Source organism: Pseudomonas sp. SR18 (assembly GCF_023701505.1).
In the GTDB taxonomy this organism is placed as follows: domain Bacteria; phylum Pseudomonadota; class Gammaproteobacteria; order Pseudomonadales; family Pseudomonadaceae; genus Aquipseudomonas; species Aquipseudomonas cyclaminis.
The window spans coordinates 1-19,189 of record NZ_JAMQAU010000002.1; the positions used below are offsets into that span (position 1 = coordinate 1).

At 61.2% G+C, this 19,189-nt stretch carries 15 protein-coding genes; 7 read left to right on the top strand and 8 right to left on the bottom strand.

The window, feature by feature from the left end:
* Positions 1-171 precede the first annotated feature (171 nt).
* Together mutM and NDJ82_RS03830 are read right to left on the bottom strand one after the other, a co-directional pair.
* On the bottom strand, positions 172-984 hold the full coding sequence (gene mutM, locus NDJ82_RS03825) for a bifunctional DNA-formamidopyrimidine glycosylase/DNA-(apurinic or apyrimidinic site) lyase (RefSeq protein WP_099585865.1): 813 nt from the start codon (positions 982-984) through the stop codon (positions 172-174).
* A 21-nt stretch (positions 985-1,005) separates the two neighbouring features.
* Positions 1,006-1,818 carry an HDOD domain-containing protein gene (locus NDJ82_RS03830; RefSeq protein WP_250925091.1) on the bottom strand — a complete coding sequence of 271 codons (813 nt, stop codon included), beginning with the start codon at positions 1,816-1,818 and terminating at the stop codon, positions 1,006-1,008.
* 277 nt (positions 1,819-2,095) lie between these two features.
* Between NDJ82_RS03830 and NDJ82_RS03835 the strand changes: the two genes are divergently transcribed.
* Positions 2,096-3,292 (top strand): class I SAM-dependent rRNA methyltransferase, encoded by a 1,197-nt coding sequence (locus NDJ82_RS03835; protein ID WP_053127951.1) that lies wholly within the window; start codon positions 2,096-2,098, stop codon positions 3,290-3,292.
* Between the two features lie 240 nt (positions 3,293-3,532).
* On the top strand, positions 3,533-4,696 hold the full coding sequence (locus NDJ82_RS03840) for an MFS transporter (RefSeq protein WP_250924966.1): 1,164 nt from the start codon (positions 3,533-3,535) through the stop codon (positions 4,694-4,696).
* Here the strand turns inward: NDJ82_RS03840 and NDJ82_RS03845 are convergent.
* Positions 4,693-6,426 (bottom strand): DUF4153 domain-containing protein, encoded by a 1,734-nt coding sequence (locus tag NDJ82_RS03845; RefSeq protein WP_250924967.1) that lies wholly within the window; start codon positions 6,424-6,426, stop codon positions 4,693-4,695. The two genes, NDJ82_RS03840 and NDJ82_RS03845, sit on opposite strands and share 4 nt — an antisense overlap.
* Before the next feature lie 296 nt (positions 6,427-6,722).
* Between NDJ82_RS03845 and ilvD the strand changes: the two genes are divergently transcribed.
* Together ilvD and NDJ82_RS03855 are read left to right on the top strand one after the other, a co-directional pair.
* The gene (ilvD, locus tag NDJ82_RS03850; RefSeq protein ID WP_032884175.1) at positions 6,723-8,564 is read left to right on the top strand and encodes a dihydroxy-acid dehydratase; all 1,842 of its coding nucleotides are present in this window, start codon (positions 6,723-6,725) and stop codon (positions 8,562-8,564) included.
* 124 nt (positions 8,565-8,688) lie between these two features.
* A complete protein-coding gene (locus NDJ82_RS03855; protein WP_158879164.1) occupies positions 8,689-10,125 on the top strand; it encodes a hypothetical protein in 1,437 nt (478 codons plus the stop codon).
* 154 nt (positions 10,126-10,279) lie between these two features.
* Here the strand turns inward: NDJ82_RS03855 and NDJ82_RS03860 are convergent, their stop codons facing one another.
* On the bottom strand, positions 10,280-11,341 hold the full coding sequence (locus NDJ82_RS03860) for an HAD family hydrolase (protein ID WP_099585873.1): 1,062 nt from the start codon (positions 11,339-11,341) through the stop codon (positions 10,280-10,282).
* A 242-nt stretch (positions 11,342-11,583) separates the two neighbouring features.
* Between NDJ82_RS03860 and NDJ82_RS03865 the strand changes: the two genes are divergently transcribed.
* Positions 11,584-12,975 carry an L-cystine transporter gene (locus NDJ82_RS03865; RefSeq protein ID WP_099585874.1) on the top strand — a complete coding sequence of 464 codons (1,392 nt, stop codon included), beginning with the start codon at positions 11,584-11,586 and terminating at the stop codon, positions 12,973-12,975.
* Between the two features lie 77 nt (positions 12,976-13,052).
* Here NDJ82_RS03865 and NDJ82_RS03870 read toward each other — a convergent pair whose 3' ends face one another.
* Positions 13,053-13,565 carry a dihydrofolate reductase gene (locus NDJ82_RS03870; protein WP_099585875.1) on the bottom strand — a complete coding sequence of 171 codons (513 nt, stop codon included), beginning with the start codon at positions 13,563-13,565 and terminating at the stop codon, positions 13,053-13,055.
* Between the two features lie 69 nt (positions 13,566-13,634).
* On the opposite strand from NDJ82_RS03870, the gene NDJ82_RS03875 reads away from it, so the two are divergent.
* Together NDJ82_RS03875 and NDJ82_RS03880 are read left to right on the top strand one after the other, a co-directional pair.
* Positions 13,635-15,005, top strand: a complete 1,371-nt coding sequence (locus NDJ82_RS03875; protein WP_250924968.1) for a DUF2868 domain-containing protein — start codon at positions 13,635-13,637, stop codon at positions 15,003-15,005.
* Positions 14,998-16,365: a DUF3482 domain-containing protein gene (locus NDJ82_RS03880; protein ID WP_112192688.1), complete on the top strand. Its 1,368-nt coding sequence runs from the start codon at positions 14,998-15,000 to the stop codon at positions 16,363-16,365. The genes NDJ82_RS03875 and NDJ82_RS03880 overlap by 8 nt, the downstream gene beginning before the upstream one ends.
* On the opposite strand, the gene NDJ82_RS03885 is transcribed toward NDJ82_RS03880, so the two are convergent.
* From NDJ82_RS03885 to NDJ82_RS03895, 3 genes are all read right to left on the bottom strand, one after another.
* Positions 16,344-16,916: a phosphonate degradation HD-domain oxygenase gene (locus NDJ82_RS03885; RefSeq protein WP_191958863.1), complete on the bottom strand. Its 573-nt coding sequence runs from the start codon at positions 16,914-16,916 to the stop codon at positions 16,344-16,346. The two genes, NDJ82_RS03880 and NDJ82_RS03885, sit on opposite strands and share 22 nt — an antisense overlap.
* Positions 16,916-18,040 (bottom strand): TIGR03364 family FAD-dependent oxidoreductase, encoded by a 1,125-nt coding sequence (locus tag NDJ82_RS03890; RefSeq protein WP_250924969.1) that lies wholly within the window; start codon positions 18,038-18,040, stop codon positions 16,916-16,918. Before NDJ82_RS03890 ends, NDJ82_RS03885 begins: the two co-directional genes overlap by 1 nt.
* Positions 18,041-18,163: 123 nt before the next feature.
* Positions 18,164-19,186, bottom strand: coding sequence for a putative 2-aminoethylphosphonate ABC transporter substrate-binding protein (locus NDJ82_RS03895; protein ID WP_099585879.1), 1,023 nt, complete (start codon positions 19,184-19,186; stop codon positions 18,164-18,166).
* Positions 19,187-19,189: the final 3 nt, after the last annotated feature.

Below are 19,189 nucleotides of genomic sequence, written 5' to 3' on the forward strand. Positions count from 1 at the left end.
ATTGGAAGAACGCAATGAATCAATTTGCGATTCTGTACGGAGATCGATTTATCAGGCCGACCTGGTAAAGATGGCCTGCCTGACGGCAGGCCGTAACCGGCCCGAACACAAAAAATCTGACACTCTCTCGGGGGCTTGCCCCCGATGGCTATATCAGCCTTCACACATCCATTAGCTCTGACACTTGGGGCAAAACACACTCGCCCGCTGCCCCAGCACCACATTGCGCAGCTCAGTCCCGCACACTTTGCACGCCTCGCCACCCCGGCCGTAGACGAACAACTCCTGCTGGAAATACCCCGGCTGCCCGTCGCCACCGATAAAGTCGCGCAACGTGGTGCCACCCCGTTCGATGGCGGCCGCCAGCACGCGCTTGATCTCAATCGCCAGCTTCAAATACCGCGCCCGCGAAATCCCCCCCGCCTCACGACGCGGATCAATCCCCGCGGCAAACAGCGCTTCTGTCGCGTAGATATTGCCCACGCCCACCACGACCGCGTTGTCCATGATGAACGGCTTGATCGCCATCGACCGCTTGCGGGACAGCTGGAACAGGCGCTCGCCGTCAAACAGGTCGGTCAACGGCTCCGGCCCCAGGCGGATCAACAGCTCATGGTTGTGCGGATCCTGGCTCCAGAGCATCGCGCCAAAGCGCCGTGGGTCGGTGTAACGCAGGGCCATGCCCGACTCCAGCTCGATATCCACATGCTCATGCTTGGCTGCCGGCATACCGACTTCCACCAGGCGCAAATTGCCCGACATGCCCAAGTGACTGATCAAAGTGCCCACCTCGGCATTGATCAACAGGTATTTGGCACGCCGCTCCACCAGTACGATGCGCTGCCCGGACAGGCGCACATCCAGATCTTCCGGGATCGGCCAGCGCAGGCGCCGCTCACGTACGACGACGCGGCTGACGCGCTGGCCTTCCAGGTGCGGCGCAATCCCGCGGCGGGTGGTTTCGACTTCGGGTAACTCGGGCATGCGTACCTCTTGAAGGAAGGGTCAGTGTGCGCCCAGTTCGCGGATCGACAACTTCATGCTCTCAAAGTCGTAATCCGACAGGCCCACGTAGTCCAGCACCAGAGAGCCGACGGTTTCCCACTCGTGATCGACCGCCTGGTTGCCCAACACTCGATAGGACGAGCAGATGTGCTCGGCCATCTTCAGGATCGCCAACAGGTTTTTCAGCTGGGGATTGCGCGAGGACTCGTCGCTGAAAACCGCCAGGGCGTTGTGGTGGTTGGCGATGGCGTCCGTCACATGCTCCGGCAGGCGCCAGGACTTGGCCGTGTAGTAACCGACCACGGCGTGGTTGGTGTTGAAGGCATTGTTTTCAGTGTCGACCACGCGGCAGTCCTGGCCGGCATTGGCGTAAGCCTCTTCCAGCACCGCCATGTAGTCGGGGAAACGCTTGAGCATCAACGGCACACCACAATCGTGGAACAACCCCAGGGCGTAGGCCTCGTCCACAGCCTGGGAGCCCGTGCGCTTGGCCAGCGTAAGGCAGGTCATGGCCACATCCTGGGCGGTGTCCCAGAAGCGGTTGAGGGTGACGATGGTGTCGTCGCTCATCTCGCCCTTGATCGACAAGGCATTGATCAGGTTGATGATCGAACGGCTACCTAGCAGGTTCACCGCACGCTGGATCGAGGCGATCTTGTTGCTCAGCCCGTAATACGACGAGTTGACGATCTTGAGCAACGCGCCGGACAAGCCGGGATCCTGGGAGATCAACCGCGCGATCACTTCCAGATCCGGGTCGGGCATGTACTGCTCCATCTGCAAATCCACCATGATTTGCGGCTGAGGCGGCACGCTGATGCCCTGCAGGGCCTGTTGGATCTGTTCGGCTGAAAGCTCTTGGGACATAAGTACACACTCTGGGCTAGGCGAGGATTCTACCCCCTAAGCAGACATGGCCGACACCCACAACCCAAACTGAAACCCGACCAAATGTGGGAGGGGTTTGCCCCCCGACAGCATCAGCGCCGTACGTCAGATACACCGCGCCGCCTGCATCGCAGGCAAGCCAGCTCCCACATGAATCGGTGCGCAAGAGGTATACTCCCGCTCTTTTTTCCGGAGCGACGTCATGTCCCTGCCAAGCCTGCGTCTCAAAGCCAACGCCGATCGTCGTTTGCGCAACGGCCACCTGTGGGTCTACAGCAACGAAATCGATGTGGCTGCCACACCTCTTCACGGCTTCCAGGCAGGCGACCAGGCAATCCTGGAAGCGGCCGGCGGCAAGACCCTGGGCATCGTGGCCATGAGCCCGAACAACCTGATCTGCGCCCGTCTGCTGTCGCGCGACATCAAGTTGCCGCTGGACAAGTCGCTGCTGGTGCACCGCATCAACGTTGCCCTGTCCCTGCGTGATCGCCTGTTCGACAAGCCCTTCTACCGCCTGGTCTACGGCGATTCCGACCTGCTGCCGGGCCTGGTGGTCGACCGTTTCGGCGACATCCTGGTGGTACAGATCGCCTCGGCGACCATGGAAGCCCACAAGGAAGACGTGATCGCTGCACTGACCCAAGTGCTCAAGCCGAGCGGCATCCTGTTCAAGAACGACTCCGCCGCACGCGACGCCGAAGGCCTCAACCGCTACGTCGAAACCGTGTTCGGCCTGGTGCCGGAGTGGGTGGCGCTGGAAGAGAACGGCGTGAAATTCGAAGCCCCGGTGATCCAGGGCCAGAAAACCGGCTGGTTCTACGACCACCGCATGAACCGCGCGCGCCTGGCACCGTATGCCAAAGGCAAACGCGTACTCGACCTGTACAGCTACATCGGCGGCTGGGGCGTGCAAGCCGCGGCCTTCGGCGCGAGTGAAGTGTTCTGCGTCGATGCCTCCGCATTCGCTCTCGACGGCGTGGAGCGCAACGCTGCGCTGAACGGCGTTGCCGAGAAAATGACCTGCATCGAAGGCGACGTGTTTGAAGCGTTGAAAGAGCTGAAAGCCAGTGAAGAGCGCTTCGACGTGATCGTCGCCGACCCACCGGCCTTCATCAAACGCAAAAAAGACATGAAAAACGGCGAAGGCGCCTACCGCCGCCTCAACGAGCAAGCCATGCGCCTGCTCAGCAAGGACGGCATCCTGGTCAGCGCGTCGTGCTCCATGCACCTGCCGGAAGACGACCTGCAAAACATCCTGCTGACCAGCGCCCGTCACCTGGATCGCAATATCCAGATGCTCGAACGCGGCGGCCAGGGTCCGGATCATCCGGTGCACCCGGCGATTGTCGAGACGCGGTATATCAAGAGCATCACGTGCCGGTTGTTGCCAAACAGCTAAAGCCAAGCACAGATAAAAATGTGGGAGGGGGCTTGCCCCCGATAGCGGTGGATCAGTCAGCAAATCTATTGCCTGACACTCTGCTATCGGGGGCAAGCCCCCTCCCACATTTAGACCGGAGCCTATTTCTTACAGCTGCAAGCCACGTTAAACCAGGAAGCCTCCCACAGTCGTTTTGATTGAATTCCACTTTTCGCAGACTAGTATCGGTTTCTGGTTTTACTCCGGAAAACAACAACAATGTCTGGAACCACCCTCTCCCGCTTTATCCTGATCACCTGCATCTCCCTGATCAGCTTCTTCCCGATCAATATCCTGCTGCCCTCTTTCCCAGCCCTGGCGACAAGGTTCGACACGCCTAGCGCAGACATCGCACTGTCCATCAGCCTGTTCACCCTGGTGTTTTCGATCTCCCAACTGGTCGCGGGTCCGCTGTCGGATAAATGGGGGCGCAAGGAAGTCCTGCTCGGCTGCATCACCTTGTCGATCCTCGGTGCAATAGGTTGCGCACTGGCCCCGGATTACCTGAGCTTCCTGCTGTTTCGCGGCGTGCAGGCCATGGGTTGCGGGTTCTTCGTATTAGGCCACGCGCTGGTGGAAGATCTGTTCGACGAGCAGGACCGTGCCCGCATACGCCTCTATTACATGACCTTGAGCGGCTCATTCGTTGCACTGTCGCCGCTGATCGGCTCCTGGCTGCAAACCACCTTCGACTGGCAGGGCAGCTTCTATGGCTTTGCCCTGATGGCGTTGGGCATGTTGATTCACGCGCTCTGCGTCCTGCCGTCCAAGTCTGCCAGCCCGCATCACGCGCCCGTATCGATCATCAGCACGCTGAAAGCCGTGGCCCGCAACCGCGATTTCCTGCGGTATTGGTGGATAGCCGCACTGGTATTCGCCTGTTATTTCGCGCTGATCAGCGTGACGCCGCTGATTTTCATGGATACGCTGAAACTCTCCGAATACCACTACGCGCTGGTGCTGATGGTGTACGGCGTGGCGTATCTGCTGGGCGGCGTTGCCGCATCGTTTTTGCAGAAACGCATTTCGCTGTCTCGACAAATCAACATCGGCCTCGGACTGCTGCTCGTTGCGGGTGTGCTGCTGACTCTGATCGTCAGCTACCGGGCCATCAACACACTGAGCCTGTTGATCCCGATGCTGATCAGCGCCCTGGCCGTCACCCTGGTCCGCCCCGCCGCCATTTCTGCGGCGATGCTGCTGTTCTCCAGTCGCGCGGGCACAGCGGCGTCGGCGGGCAACAGCATCATGTTCCTCACCGCCGCCGTGAGCAGCGCGGCGCTGGCCCAGACGGGCGATCACCTGCTGTTGACCATCGCCCTCAGCTTCATTGTCCTCAGCCTGTGGGGGTGGGTGACCAACCGCCGAACCGGGCGCGCCTAAGGCTGCCGAATCACCGGACTGAGCAACATGTCGCTGGACTGCAATTGCAGATAGCGCGGCTTGACCAAGGAAACCTTGCCTTCGCGGATGTCGTGGATCAGCGTTTCAGTGTCGACGTAACCGTCCGGCAGTTGCGTCCACAGCAGCGGGCCGCGGTCGTCCCATTCGCCCTGCTCGTCCAGTACGAAAATACGCGGCGGCTCGAAGTCATGACGATAGCTGGTGCGGGGTATCGCCAGCACTTCAGGCTGGCCATCCCTGTCGAGATCGACCGCCCACAGCACACAACCAGGCGCGCAAGGCGCATCGGTGTCCAGGCTGAGTTCGGCAAACTGTTCGCTGCCTTTGGGCGCCGGGCCGATCCATTCCAGTTCGGGTTTGGGCCGCTCGGCCCGTTCCTTGGCATAACGTTCAGTGAAACTCAGTGCCGTGTCGTCCATTCGTTCACGCAAGGCGCGGCGCGAATCCGGGTCCAGAATGCGCTCCTGATCCAGGTCGACCTGCAACTTCGCATACGCCTCCTCGCCCGCCTTCTCCAAGCCAAACCGCAGGTAGTGCGCATCGAACGCTTCAGCCTTGGTGCGCCCGTCAAGCAAACGCCGGACCTGATCGTTGACGCTCAGGCGCACCGGATCGAGGATCGGCGTGTTGATCAACACCACCAGCCCACAGAACAGCAACGCCAGGGCCGGGTTGGTAATACGCAAGTTGCCCAGCCAGACCGGCGAGCGCAAGGCCACCGCCCATACTGCCGCAAGGCCATACAGGCCACACAGCAGCGCCGCCGCCAGGGCGACGAAGCGTTGCGGCGACAGGGCGTACTGCTCGACCCGCAGCCAACTTGAGTAAAACGCCAACGCGGCCAGGATCGGCAGGCATAGCAGGCTCAACTCGATAAAGTACGTCAGCCACTTAGGATACGGCCGGGCTTGGACGCCCTCCTGGAACACGCCGTTGAGCAAGAACAGCTGCACGCCGGCCAGCACCAACAAGATCGGTGTGGAATAGCCCGTGGCCCAGATCCGCTCCAGACCGGTGAACGGCAAGGTCAGGGTAAACAGCACACTGATCAGTGCGATCAACGGCAACAACAACCCACACGCGCTGAACAGCATGCCGCGCATCTGGCCGATGATTTTCTCGCTGCGCCCGCCCAAGTACATGCCCAAGGCGAATACCAGCGGCAGGCTGATACACAGGAATAACTGGCTCCAGAAGTGGTGCTCGAAGAACTCGATACCCAGCATCAGGAACAGTCGGCCCCATAGCTTGAGCAGCAACATGAACACACCCACCAGAATCAGGGCGTACAGCACGATAAACACACTGTTCCAGGCTTGTTGGAACAGATCTTCATAGCGCCAGCGCTGCCCTTTTACAGCGGGCCAGGCAAACAGAAACGTCGCACAGACGTAACTCAACACCACCACGCTGATGAACCAGGAGTTGATCATCCAACGGTTATTGCCGACATGGTCCAGGCCATAGCACACCCAGAACGTCATGCCGCCCATCAACAGGGTGAACGCCAGCGTAGGCAACAAGGAGCGCCACTGTCGGGCTTTTTCCCCCAACAGCTGCAAGGTGGTGCCACCCACCAACACCACGGTGTAGGTGACAAAAAACAGCGTCTCGCTCAAGCGATAGAGCTGGTCGGAGAAATAGAAGACGATTCCCTGGATCAGGCCGATCAGCAGGTAGAACCCAAGAAAACGATGGATACCGGGCATTCCAATTCCTTTGGAGTGGGGTGAGGGCAAAGGGCCGCTAGTCTAAACAAAGACTTCGGCCCTGAATATTGCCCCGTTCCCTCCAGCCGCCAGCGGTGTAGAATCGGCCCTATTCATCGCCAGTCATCCCCCGGCGGGTTTATGAGCTCAAGGCCAAGGCGCACGGCGATCCCGTCACGTTTGCGGCAACTTCCGGACACCAGTGCCATTTTTTCGGGTGTTCCAGACGTCAACAGAAGCTCACTCCCCAGTAGTACCTGATTAGTAGTTACCTGATTAGCCGCCCGGAGTGCTCCATGCCAGATTACCGCTCGAAAACATCCACCCACGGCCGCAACATGGCCGGCGCGCGCGCACTGTGGCGTGCCACGGGGATGAAAGATGACGACTTCAAGAAGCCGATCATCGCGATTGCCAACTCGTTCACCCAGTTCGTACCGGGCCACGTCCACCTCAAGGACCTGGGCCAACTGGTCGCCCGCGAGATCGAACGCGCTGGCGGCGTGGCCAAGGAATTCAACACCATCGCCGTGGACGACGGCATCGCCATGGGCCATGACGGCATGCTGTATTCGCTGCCGAGCCGCGAGATCATCGCCGACTCCGTGGAATACATGGTCAACGCCCACTGCGCCGACGCCATCGTCTGCATCTCCAACTGCGACAAGATCACCCCCGGCATGCTGATGGCCTCCTTGCGCCTGAACATCCCGGTGATCTTCGTCTCCGGCGGCCCGATGGAAGCCGGCAAGACCAAACTCGCCTCCCACGGCCTCGACCTGGTCGACGCCATGGTCATCGCCGCCGACTCCAGCGCTTCTGACGAGAAGGTCGCGGAATACGAGCGCAGCGCTTGCCCGACGTGCGGCTCGTGCTCCGGCATGTTCACCGCCAACTCGATGAACTGCCTGGTGGAAGCCCTGGGCCTGGCCTTGCCGGGCAACGGATCGACACTGGCGACCCACAGCGACCGCGAGCAGCTGTTCCTGCAGGCCGGCCGCACTATCGTCGAGCTGTGCAAGCGTTATTACACCGAGAACGATGACTCGGTACTGCCGCGCAACATCGCCAACTTCAAGGCGTTCGAAAACGCCATGACCCTGGATATCGCCATGGGCGGTTCCACCAACACCATCCTGCACTTGCTGGCCGCCGCCCAGGAAGCCGAGATCGACTTCGACCTGCGCGACATCGACCGTCTGTCCCGTCACGTGCCGCAACTGTGCAAAGTCGCGCCGAACATCCAGAAGTACCACATGGAAGACGTGCACCGCGCTGGCGGGATCTTCTCGATCCTGGGCTCCCTGGCCCGTGGCGGCCTGCTGCACACCGACCTGCCGACGGTGCACAGCAAGTCCCTGGCCGAAGGCATCGCCAAATGGGACATCACCCAGACTGACGACGAAGCCGTGCACACCTTCTTCAAGGCCGGCCCGGCGGGCATCCCGACCCAGACTGCGTTCAGCCAGTCGACCCGTTGGGACACCCTCGACGACGACCGTGAAAACGGCTGCATCCGCAGTGTCGAGCACGCCTACTCGCAAGAAGGCGGCCTGGCCGTGCTGTACGGCAACATCGCCCTCGACGGCTGCGTGGTCAAAACCGCCGGTGTGGATGAATCCATCCACGTCTTCGAAGGTCGCGCCAAGATCTACGAAAGCCAGGACAGCTCGGTACGCGGCATCCTCGCCGACGAAGTGAAAGAAGGCGACATCGTGATCATCCGCTACGAAGGCCCGAAAGGCGGCCCGGGCATGCAGGAGATGCTGTACCCGACGTCGTACCTCAAGTCCAAAGGCCTGGGCAAAGCCTGCGCCCTGCTGACCGATGGCCGCTTCTCCGGCGGCACCTCGGGCCTGTCCATCGGCCATGCTTCGCCGGAAGCTGCTGCGGGCGGCGCGATTGGCCTGGTGCAGGATGGCGACAAGGTGCTGATCGACATTCCGAACCGCTCGATCAACCTGTTGATCAGCGACGAAGAACTGGCGGCACGCCGGGTCGAGCAGGACAAGAAAGGTTGGAAGCCGGTTGAGAAGCGTCCACGTAAAGTGACGACCGCCTTGAAGGCTTATGCCCTGCTGGCCACCAGCGCCGATAAAGGTGCTGTGCGTAACAAGGCGATGCTTGACGGTCTGTAAGCCACGCCCATAAAAATGCCCCGCCAAGTGCGGGGCATTTTTTTGCCTGTCCGTTCAACCGGTTTTTGCCTTTTACCCTCGGAGCGATAAAGTGTGCGCCAGAATTCTCATGGATGGTTCCCGCATGGACGCACGTTTGACCTTTCTATACCCGACCGCAGGGTGTGCTTCGTTACTGACCCTCATCCTGACCGGTTGCAGTACCCCACCGACCTCTCAAGCACCTCAAGTGCATCCAGCCTTGGCACTGTTTAATGAGGCACTGACGCTACCGGCGATGGACCACTCCATCGTGCGCGAAGGTGATCGGATCACCTACATGGTCGAGCTGAAACAAAACCCGGCAATTGTTCGGTTCGACGCATCGTGCACCCGAGGTCCAGGAAGAATGTCCTACCCGACTCGGACCAGTTTCAGACCATTTGCCAATTTGGATGGGACGGGCTCCGATTTACCTGCCCCGCAAGCTCAGCAATTGCAGCACAGCGCGCAACTGCAAAACGTCTGCAAGGCACGGCCCGCACCCGATTGGCGAGCGTTGACGGCAGCGGTTGATCAGGATTGGTTGCTTCTGGACCGCAATAGCCTGGAACAAAACGGTGGACTCTTGTACGTATGGGCCGCGCACCGTTATCAGCACTACCAGATCATCAAGAACTCGTTGTTGGTGGCGCAAAACCAAGAGCGACTGGCCCTTGATTGCACAAAGCAAACGATCATACGCCTGAGCCAATTCAATCTCGACGACGCTCGACAGGTCGCCAACGGCAGTGTCCAGGTCCAACTCGATCCAACGCCGCTGAAGCAGGCTTCTGCCGACCACCAAGAGGTATTCAAGGCTGCTTGCCAATCACCCGCAGCGCTGGGCCGGCTACCTGAGGCCAAGCCACGCCAGCCACTGGCGCCGGTCATCAGCACACCGGTTGCCAATCCGGCCGTGTTAGCGGCCATCCGAGCCCTGGAACTGCCGGTGCCTCCAAGCGTCCTGGGCCGATTGGACTACGACTATGAGGCCGTGCTCTTCAACGGCACACGCATCGGTGATCAGACAAAACAGACGCTCATCAGCACTGATGCCGCGTCCGCTCAGACCCTCGTCCAAACCGAGGATTCAGCACTTGGGTTTTCTCTAGACCTGACGTTCAGGGGCCTGTTTGAGTTGGCAAGCCACAAGATCGACCGCAAAACCGCTGAGAAAAAGACAGAATCACGTGCCTTGGTGGCGTTGAGCTTTCAAGGCGACTGGCGCAACTTGCCCCTCGACAGCCACGTCAGTTACACACGAACCTGGTCAAAATCAGTCAAACCAGATGCTAGCCCTTCGCTCGAAACCAGCGAGCCAAGGACGGTGACCTGCCGCGTTGTCCGTGAGCAACCCGCAAGCAGCTTGAATCCAGCCTTACACGGTTCGGCCAGAATGCTGGAGTGCATCACAATGAAAATGCCCAAACAGGACTGGACCTTTAAATCATGGTACCTCGCCGACTATGGGCTGTTCGCTCAGGTGCAGGAGAACACAATGCTTGGCGTGTGGAACTGGGATCTGAAATCGGCGCAATGATTGCGAGGGTTGGTTCGCAATTAATATCTATATTTAGGCTGGGCTTTGTGGTGCTCTCAAGGCCGCCATCGGGGGCAAGCCCCCTCCCACATTTCGGTTTGTGAACACTTTCAAATGTGGGAGCTGGCTTGCCTGCGATAAGGGCAACTCGGTCTTATTGAATCTCCTCCGGCTTGACGATCACCCAGTTCTTGTCCGCCGTCACCGGCAACCCTTCCTTGGCCTGCGCCGCCGCGTGCTTGGCCATCATGCCGTTGAGTTGGGTCATGTATTTGTCCTTGCGGTTGATCCACAGGTGCACGCCGCCCTTGGCCACATCCACATCGTGGAACAGCATGTAGCCGTCGCTGGTCGGTGTGTCGCCGCCGACGATCACCGGTTTTTTCCATTCGTCGATGTAGGTGAGGATCGCCGCGTGTTTGCCGGCCATCCAGGTTGCCGGGGTCCACAGGTACGGCGTGAGTTCCAGGCCAAGGTTGGCTTTCTCGTCATACTTGCCGGCGGTGATCTGTTTGCGCGCCGTGGTCAGCTCGCCGGTCTTGCGGTCCTTGAGCAGCGTGCTCACGCCGATAACGTTTTCGGGTTTGACGTTGTAGCCGTACTTCGGATCCGCCGCGACCATGCGCACCAGTTCCTCGGAAGCGGCGGTCATCACGTACACCTCGATGCCGTTTTCCATCAGCTTGTTGTACAGCTCGGTCTGGCCGGTAAAGACTTTCGGCGGCTGCACCTCGGATTTCTTCACCACATCGCCTTCGAAATAGCTGACCGGCACGGGCTTGCCGGACGCCATCAGCTCATCCACCTGGACCTTGAGTTCCTTGAGGGTGAAGCCGGAAAACACCTGGGCAACCCACGGGTAGCAGACCATGTCGTCCACTTCGCACAGGCGATAGTAGTAACTGAACAGACTTTCCTTATGGTCGGCGGTGTCTTTGAATGGCATAAGCTTGAGCGAAGGATCGAGGCTGTCGCGGGTGATCAGGCCCTTGTTTTCCATGTAGGGCAGCAAGGACTCTTCAAGGTCGTAGCGGTAGCTGGTGTTGTCCATGTCGAACACCGCGTAGTTACCCTTGTTGGCGTTGGCGGCGATCATGTCGTTCAGTTGCTTGGCGGCAGGCGCGGGCCAGTGTTTCAACTCGGTGGCGGCAAACGCCTGGCTGGCGAGTCCCAGGCACAGTGCGGCGGATACCAGTAGTTTCGGCGCGAGCTTCATCGGCGTTGTCTCCCTGAGTGAAAGACATCGACGCTAACAAATCCACGTGACAGTTCCCATGTTGAGCACGACTGCGCACGTCCTGATCCCGCCAGCGGCATACACCTGAGCGTCAACGGCTTATTCCAAAAACGACAGCTGCCATTCCATATCGGTATTAAATCAATAAATATCAAGCTGTTAGGCTTTCCGGTTCGCAATCGCAGGCTCTCGCGATTGGATGCCTTCTCAACGGAGCTTCAATGAATCTGCCCCTGATTCTCAACTTACTGGTGTTCGTGGCCCTGCTGTTGGGCCTGGCACAAACCCGCCGCACGAACTGGAGCCTCGCCAAGAAGGTCCTGTTCGCTCTGGTACTGGGCGTGGCGTTCGGTGTGGCGCTGCACAGCATTTACGGTGCCGGCAACCCGGTGCTCAAGGCCTCCATCGGCTGGTTCGACCTGGTCGGCAACGGCTACGTGCAATTGCTGCAAATGATCGTGATCCCGCTGGTATTTGCCTCGATCCTCAGCGCTGTGGCGCGTCTGCATAACGCGGCGTCCCTGGGCAAGATCAGCTTCCTGACCATCGGCACGCTGCTGTTCACCACCGCGATTGCGGCGCTGATCGGTATCGGCCTGACCAACCTGTTCGGCCTCACCGCCGATGGCCTGGTGGCCGGCACCCAGGAAATGGCGCGCCTGCAAGTGATCCAGAGTGATTACGCGGGCAAGGTCGCCGACCTGAACATCCCGCAACTGCTGCTCTCGTTCGTGCCGTCGAACCCGTTCGCCGATCTGGCCCGGGCCAAGCCGACGTCGATCATCAGCGTGGTGATTTTCGCTGCATTCCTGGGGGTCGCCGCGCTGCAACTGCTCAAGGATGACGTGGAAAAAGGCCAGAAAGTGCTCAACGCCATCGACACCCTGCAAGCCTGGGTGATGCGCCTGGTGCGCCTGGTGATGAAGCTGACGCCGTACGGCGTATTGGCGCTGATGACCAAGGTGGTCGCCGGTTCCAACCTGCAAGACATCATCAAGCTCGGCAGTTTTGTGCTGGTGTCGTACCTGGCCCTGGGCTTGATGTTCGTGGTGCATGGCCTGCTGCTGTCGCTGGCCGGGATCAACCCGCTGCGGTTTTTCCGCAAGGTCTGGCCGGTGCTGACCTTCGCCTTCACCAGCCGCTCCAGCGCAGCAGCCATCCCGTTGAGCATTGAGGCGCAGACCCGCCGCCTGGGCATCCCGCAATCTATCGCGGGGTTCGCCGCCTCGTTTGGCGCGACCATCGGCCAGAACGGTTGTGCCGGTCTTTATCCTGCGATGTTGGCGGTAATGGTAGCGCCGACCGTGGGCATCAACCCGCTGGACCCGTTGTGGATTGCGACCCTGGTGGCGATTGTGACCCTGAGTTCGGCCGGTGTGGCGGGCGTGGGCGGCGGAGCGACCTTTGCCGCGCTGATCGTGCTGCCGGCCATGGGCTTGCCGGTATCACTGGTGGCGCTGCTGATTTCCGTAGAGCCGTTGATCGACATGGGCCGTACGGCGCTGAACGTGAACGGCTCGATGACGGCGGGCGCGATTACGAGCCAGATCATGGGGCAGACGGATAAAGCGCTGTTGGATGCCGATGAGCATGGGGAATTGGCGCAGGCCTGATAGACCGCTATCGGGGGCAAGCCCCTCCCACATTTGGAATGCATTTCAATGTGGGAGGGGGCTTGCCCCCGATGCTTTCAGGCCCTCTCCCAGACCTCAAAGTTGTAAGCCGGCTTATCCCCTTCAGCCGGATTCTCCAGATTTGAAACCAGCTTCCACTGGCTCATATCAAACGCCGGAAACCACGCATCGCCCTCAGGGCTCAGCGCCACCCGCGTCAGATACAGGCGATCCGCCTGCTCCAGCCCCTGCGCATACAACTGCGCACCGCCGATCAGCATCAGCTCATCCACGCCCTGCTCCAGCGCCCAGGCTTCAGCCCGCGCTACGGCGGCATCGAGTGACGGAAAAACTTCCGCACCTTCCAGCGCCAGGTCGGTCTGACGGCTAACCACCAGGTTCAAGCGCCCCGGCAACGGTCGTCCCAGGGAATCCCAGGTCTTGCGCCCCATGATGATCGGCTTGCCCAGGGTGGTGGCCTTGAAATATTTGAAATCCCCCGGCAAATGCCAGGGCATGCTGTTGTCGACGCCGATCACACGGTTTTCACCGAGGGCTGCGATCAGGCTTAAAGGGAGAGTTTTTTTCATGGCGACGAGAATACCAGAGCTCCGAGCCAGGGGTTATGCTCCAGGCTCACAAACACAACAGGACTACGCGTGACTCCACTGCACACACTTTGGCTGACAGAAACCGTGCGCCTGCGCGAAGAACACGCAGGCCCGCTGGAAGACCTGGAAGCCAACCGCCTGGCCCGCACGGCCGGGGGCGACCTGCCGACACGTATCCAGCAGCGCGCCTTGCACCTGGCCGAACGCGATGGGCTAGCGGCGGCCCTCACCCGCTGGCTGCAAGGTGCGCGTCTGGCGCTGGTGCTGCTGGCAATCGTCGCGATCATCAGCGGCGCAGGGCTGGCGTTTGCTGCAATGGGCAACGGCCTGACCCCGGTGAATGTGTTCTGGGCCTTGGGCAGCCTGCTTGGCTTGAACCTGATCCTGCTGATCAGTTGGGCGTTAGGCCTGTTGTTTGCCGGTGAGCACAGTGCCAGCCTCGGGCGACTATGGTTGTGGCTCAGCGAAAAATTCGCCCGTGATGCCAAAGCCGCCCAACTGGCACCAGCACTGTTACTGCTACTGCAACGGCAGAAACTCAATCGCTGGGCCGTAGGCGTGCTGGTCAACAGTCTATGGTTGCTGGCGTTGCTCAGCGCCATGGTGATTCTGCTTACCCTACTCGCTACCCGCCGCTACGGCTTCGTGTGGGAAACCACTATTCTCGGTGCCGACACCTTTGTCGCCGTCACCCAGGCAATCGGCACCTTGCCTGCTCTGTTGGGCTTCAATGTGCCGACCGTCGAGATGATCCGCGCCAGCGGCGACTCCGCCCTGAATATCGAAAGCGCCCGCCAAGCCTGGGCCGCCTGGCTGGTCGGCGTGCTGCTGGTCTATGGCCTGCTGCCCCGCCTGATCCTCGCATTGCTGTGCCTGTGGCGCTGGAAACGCGGGCGCACCGCCCTGCGCCTGGACCTCAACCTGCCAGGCTACAGCCAACTGCGCGAACGCCTGATGCCCAGCAGCGAACGCCTCGGCGTCAACGACGCCGCGCCCGAGCAGTTGCACCACGTCACCGGTTGCGTCAGTGAACTGGAAAGCGACGGCGCCCTGCTGGTGGCCATCGAGCTGGACGACCAGCACCCCTGGCCGCCCAAGCTGCCGGCCCAGGTGAAAAACGCCGGCATCCTCGATAGCCGTGAGTCGCGCAACAAGCTGCTGGAACAGCTCACCCGCTTCCCGCCCGCACGCCTGGCCATCGCCTGCGACCCGCGCCGTTCGCCGGATCGCGGCAGCCTGGCGTTGATCGCCGAACTCGCGCGCAGCGCCACCGCCACCCGCGTCTGGTTGCTGCAAGCACCGCCGGGCCAGGCGCTGGATGCCGAACGCCTGGGCGATTGGCACACCGCGTTGCAACAGCTGGAGCTGCCCTTCGCCGACTGCGCGCCGCTGAACTGGCTGGAGACCGGTCATGACTAAACCGCTGAAACTCGCCGTGGTCGGCCACACCAATGTCGGCAAGACCTCGTTGCTGCGCACCCTCACGCGTGATGTTGGCTTCGGTGAAGTCTCCCATCGCCCCAGCACGACACGGCATGTGGAAGGCGCACGCCTGTCGGTGGACGGCGAAGCCTTGCTGGAGCTGTACGACACACCCGGCCTGGAAGACGCCATCGCGCTGCTCGATTACCTGGAACGCCTGGATCGCCCCGGCGAACGCCTCGATGGGCCGGCCCGCCTGACGCGCTTCCTGGAAGGCAGCGAAGCGCGCCAGCGTTTCGAACAGGAAGCCAAGGTGCTGCGCCAACTGCTGGCCTCCGATGCCGGCCTGTATGTGATCGACGCCCGCGAGCCGGTGCTGGCCAAGTACCGCGACGAGCTACAAGTGCTGGCCAGTTGCGGCAAGCCGTTGCTGCCCGTGCTCAATTTCGTCAGCAGCAGCGAGCACCGCGAGCCAGACTGGCGCGAAGCCCTGGCCCGCCTTGGCCTGCATGCGCTGGTGCGTTTTGACAGTGTCGCGCCGCCGGAAGACGGCGAGCGTCGTCTGTATGAAAGCCTGGCCCTGCTGCTGGAAAACGCACGGCCGCAATTGGAACGGCTGATCCTGGATCAGCAAGCCCAACGCCAGGCCCGCCAGCAAAGCGCTGCTCGCTTGATCGCCGAATTGTTGATCGACTGCGCCGCGTGCCGACGCAGCGTGGTCACCGAAGATGAGCAGCAAGCCATCGGCGAGTTGCGCAAGGCCGTGCGCCAGCGCGAACAAAAATGCGTGGAAGCCCTGCTCAAACTGTTTGGTTTCCGCCCACAAGATGCAGCCGCCAGCGACTTGCCGTTGCTCGACGGGCGCTGGGGCGATGACCTGTTCAACCCGGAAACCCTCAAGCAACTCGGCGTGCGCGTCGGTGGCGGGATCGCTGCCGGTGCGGCGGCGGGTGCCGGGGTGGATCTGCTGGTCGGCGGGCTGACACTGGGCGCCGCCGCCCTGGCCGGCGCCATCGCCGGCGGCGCGCTGCAAACCGCGCGCAGCTATGGCAGTCGCCTGCTGGGCAAGATCAAGGGCCATCGCGAGTTGACCGTCGACGACAGCGTGCTGCGCCTGCTGGCCCTGCGCCAACGCCAGCTACTCAAGGCGCTGGACCTGCGCGGCCATGCGGCGATGCACAGCATCAAGGTCGACACGCCCCAGGACAAAACCTGGCGCGAAGGCAAGTTGCCGGACGCGCTGCACAAAGCCCGCGCCCACCCGCAATGGTCGTCGCTCAACCCCAACGCCAGGCTGAGCCAGGCCGAGCGCCAGGAGCAGGTCGAAGCCTTGGCTCAGCGGTTGGACGAATCTTGATCAACCAGTAGCTGCAGGGCCTTGGCTTTGAGCACCTCAAGGTCCAGCAGCGCTACATGCATCTCCTTGGCCTGCTCGTCCCAGTGGCGCATGCGCACACTCACTGCGCACAACGGGTCTTGCTCAAAGGCTTGGGCTTCCTCGGCGGTCATCACGCCACCCTGGTAGGCCAAGGTACGACGGCTGGCTTCGCTCAGGCGCGCGTAGTAGTCCGGCTGGCTGAAGGTCAGGTAGCGCTTGGCCTGCACGTGATACTCCACCAACGTGGCCATGCGCTCGCTGAACCCCGCCCGACGCAAATAATCCGCCCCCAGCCGTTCATGGCTGACCACGCCATAACCCCCCATGTTTTCCTCGCCCTGGCCGCAGAGATGCCCGATGTCGTGGAAAAACGCCGCCAGCACCACTTCATCATCAAAGCCTTCGGCCATGGCGAGTTGAGCGGCCTGGGACATGTGCTCGATCTGCGACACCGGCTCGCCGATGTAATCCGCCGCGCCGTGCCGCTCATACAAGCCGAAGACCTCGGCGATCAGTTGTTCCCGGCCCATCACGCCGGCCCCCATAACGTGCGGATATTGCGCTCGGCCATTGCCGGCCCCACGCTCATGCCCACACCGGTGTGCATCAACGCTGCACTCACGCCTGGTGCCACGCGCAGGAATGAAAACGGCCCCGGCCCCCGCGAGCCGTACACACCCTGCCAACGCTCCACCACTTGGAGCTTGCAACCGAGGGTCTGCTCGGCCAATTCGAGCATCCAGTCATCGACCTGTTCGGCGTTGAACGGTGACGCATCGCTGCCGTAGTCGTGGGAATCACCGATGATCAGTTCGCCATGAGGCGTCGGGCTGATCAGCAGGTGAATACCGTGCTCATGCAGGTAAGGAGCTTCGCGCAGGATTTGTGCCCGGACTGGCGCGGCTTCTGGCAAGTCGGCGAAAGCGCCGTAATGCACGCAGCTCAAACCGGTGAGCAAGGCGTGTTGCAGGTTCAGATTCACCGCGGGCCGCGCACGGAGCATTTGCAGGCGGCAGATGCTCGGGTTGAGTTCGGCGATCGATTCGGCCAGCAGGGTTTGGTAATCGTGGCCGGAGCAGACGATGATCTGCTCGCCGCGAAAGCTCCCCGCCGTGCTGTGCAGGTGGCCTGGCTCTACATCGCGCACCAGGGTTGAAAAGTGAAACTCCACTTTCAATTCTTGAGCCAGGTAGTTGATCAGCGCCGGGATCGCCTCGCGGGAATACAGCTGCTGATCGTCCTTGCCATGCAGCGCGGCGCGGTGATGGCGAAACTGGCCGCCATACAGGTCCTTCATCGCCGCGCCTTGCAACAGTTCGACGTTGTAGCCGTGCTCTTGTGCACGCCCCTCACAGAAGGCTTCCAACAAGTGTTCTTCGGCTTCGGTGCGGGCAAACAGGTACGAGCCATTGCGCTTGAGTTGCAGGCCGGCAACTTGTGCCCAGTGGCCCCAGATCTCGCGGCTTTCCCGCGCCAGGTCGAGCATCGGGCCCGGTGGTTGGCCGGTGACCAGCGCCTGGCCGAAGTTGCGCACCGAAGCGCCCAATGGCGTGGCGCTGCGCTCGAACACCTTGACCTTGAGGCCGCGCTTGGCGGCCGCATAGGCGTGGGACAGGCCGAGGATGCCGGCGCCGATGATCAATAGTTGTGTCATGAAGTGATGTCCTGTTTTCAAGGCCGCCATCGGGGGCAAGTCGAATCGTCGCACCGCCCCTCCCACATTTGATCTGGTGGGAGGGGGCTTGCCCCCGATGAGGCCATCAGCCCTAACGAAACCTTACTGAGCAGCAACCTTCTCCGACTTCCCGTCATACCGCTTGCGCCATTCCGTCAGGATGCTGTCGCGGTTCTTCGATGCCCAGCCAAAGTCATTCTTGATCAGACGCTGCTCATAGTCCGCCGGCAATTCGGTCTGCGGCTTGGCGATACCCGGCTGGGCGAGCACGGCGAAGTTGTCCTTGTACAACTCCATCGCCGCAGGGCTGGCGGAGAAATCGGCGAGTTTTTTCGCCGCATCGGCGTGGGCGCTGCCCTTGATCACGGCCGTGGCTTCGATGTCCCAGCCCAGGCCTTCTTTGGGCAGGATGATGTCCAGCGGCGCGCCCTGGCGCTTGAGCTGCACCGCCGGGTATTCAAACGAAATACCAATCGGGAATTCCCCCGAAGCGGCCAGCTTGCACGGCTTGGAACCGGAGTGAACGTACTGGCCGATGTTCTGGTGCAGGTCGTCCATGTACTGCCAGCCCTGCTTCTCGCCGAAGGTCTGCAGCCACGCGCTGACGTCCAGAAAGCCCGTGCCGGAAGAAGCCGGGTTGGGCATGACGATCTTGCCCTTGTACTCGGGCTTGGTCAGGTCTTGCCAGCTCACTGGCTTGCTCAGGCCTTGTTTCTCGGCTTCGACGGTGTTGAAGCAAATCGTCGCGGCCCACACGTCCATGCCGACCCAGGCCGGTGGGTTGGCGGCGTCGCGGTAGTTTTTGCCGATCTTGTCCAGGTCTTTCGGTGCGTAATTGTCGAGCATGCCCTGCTGATCGAGGATCGCCAGGCTGGAGGCCGCCAGGCCCCACACCACGTCGGCTTGCGGGCGGTCTTTCTCGGCCAGCAGCTTGGCGGTGATGATGCCGGTGGAGTCACGGACCCACTTGATCTCAACATCAGGGTTGGCTTGCTCGAAGGCCTTTTTGTAGGTCTTCAACTGCTCGGCTTCGAGGGCCGTGTACACGGTCAGCTCGGTCTTGGCGAAGGCATTCAGGCTGAATGCAGTGAGTACGGCAGCGACCAGCGCCAGGGGCTTGAACATGGA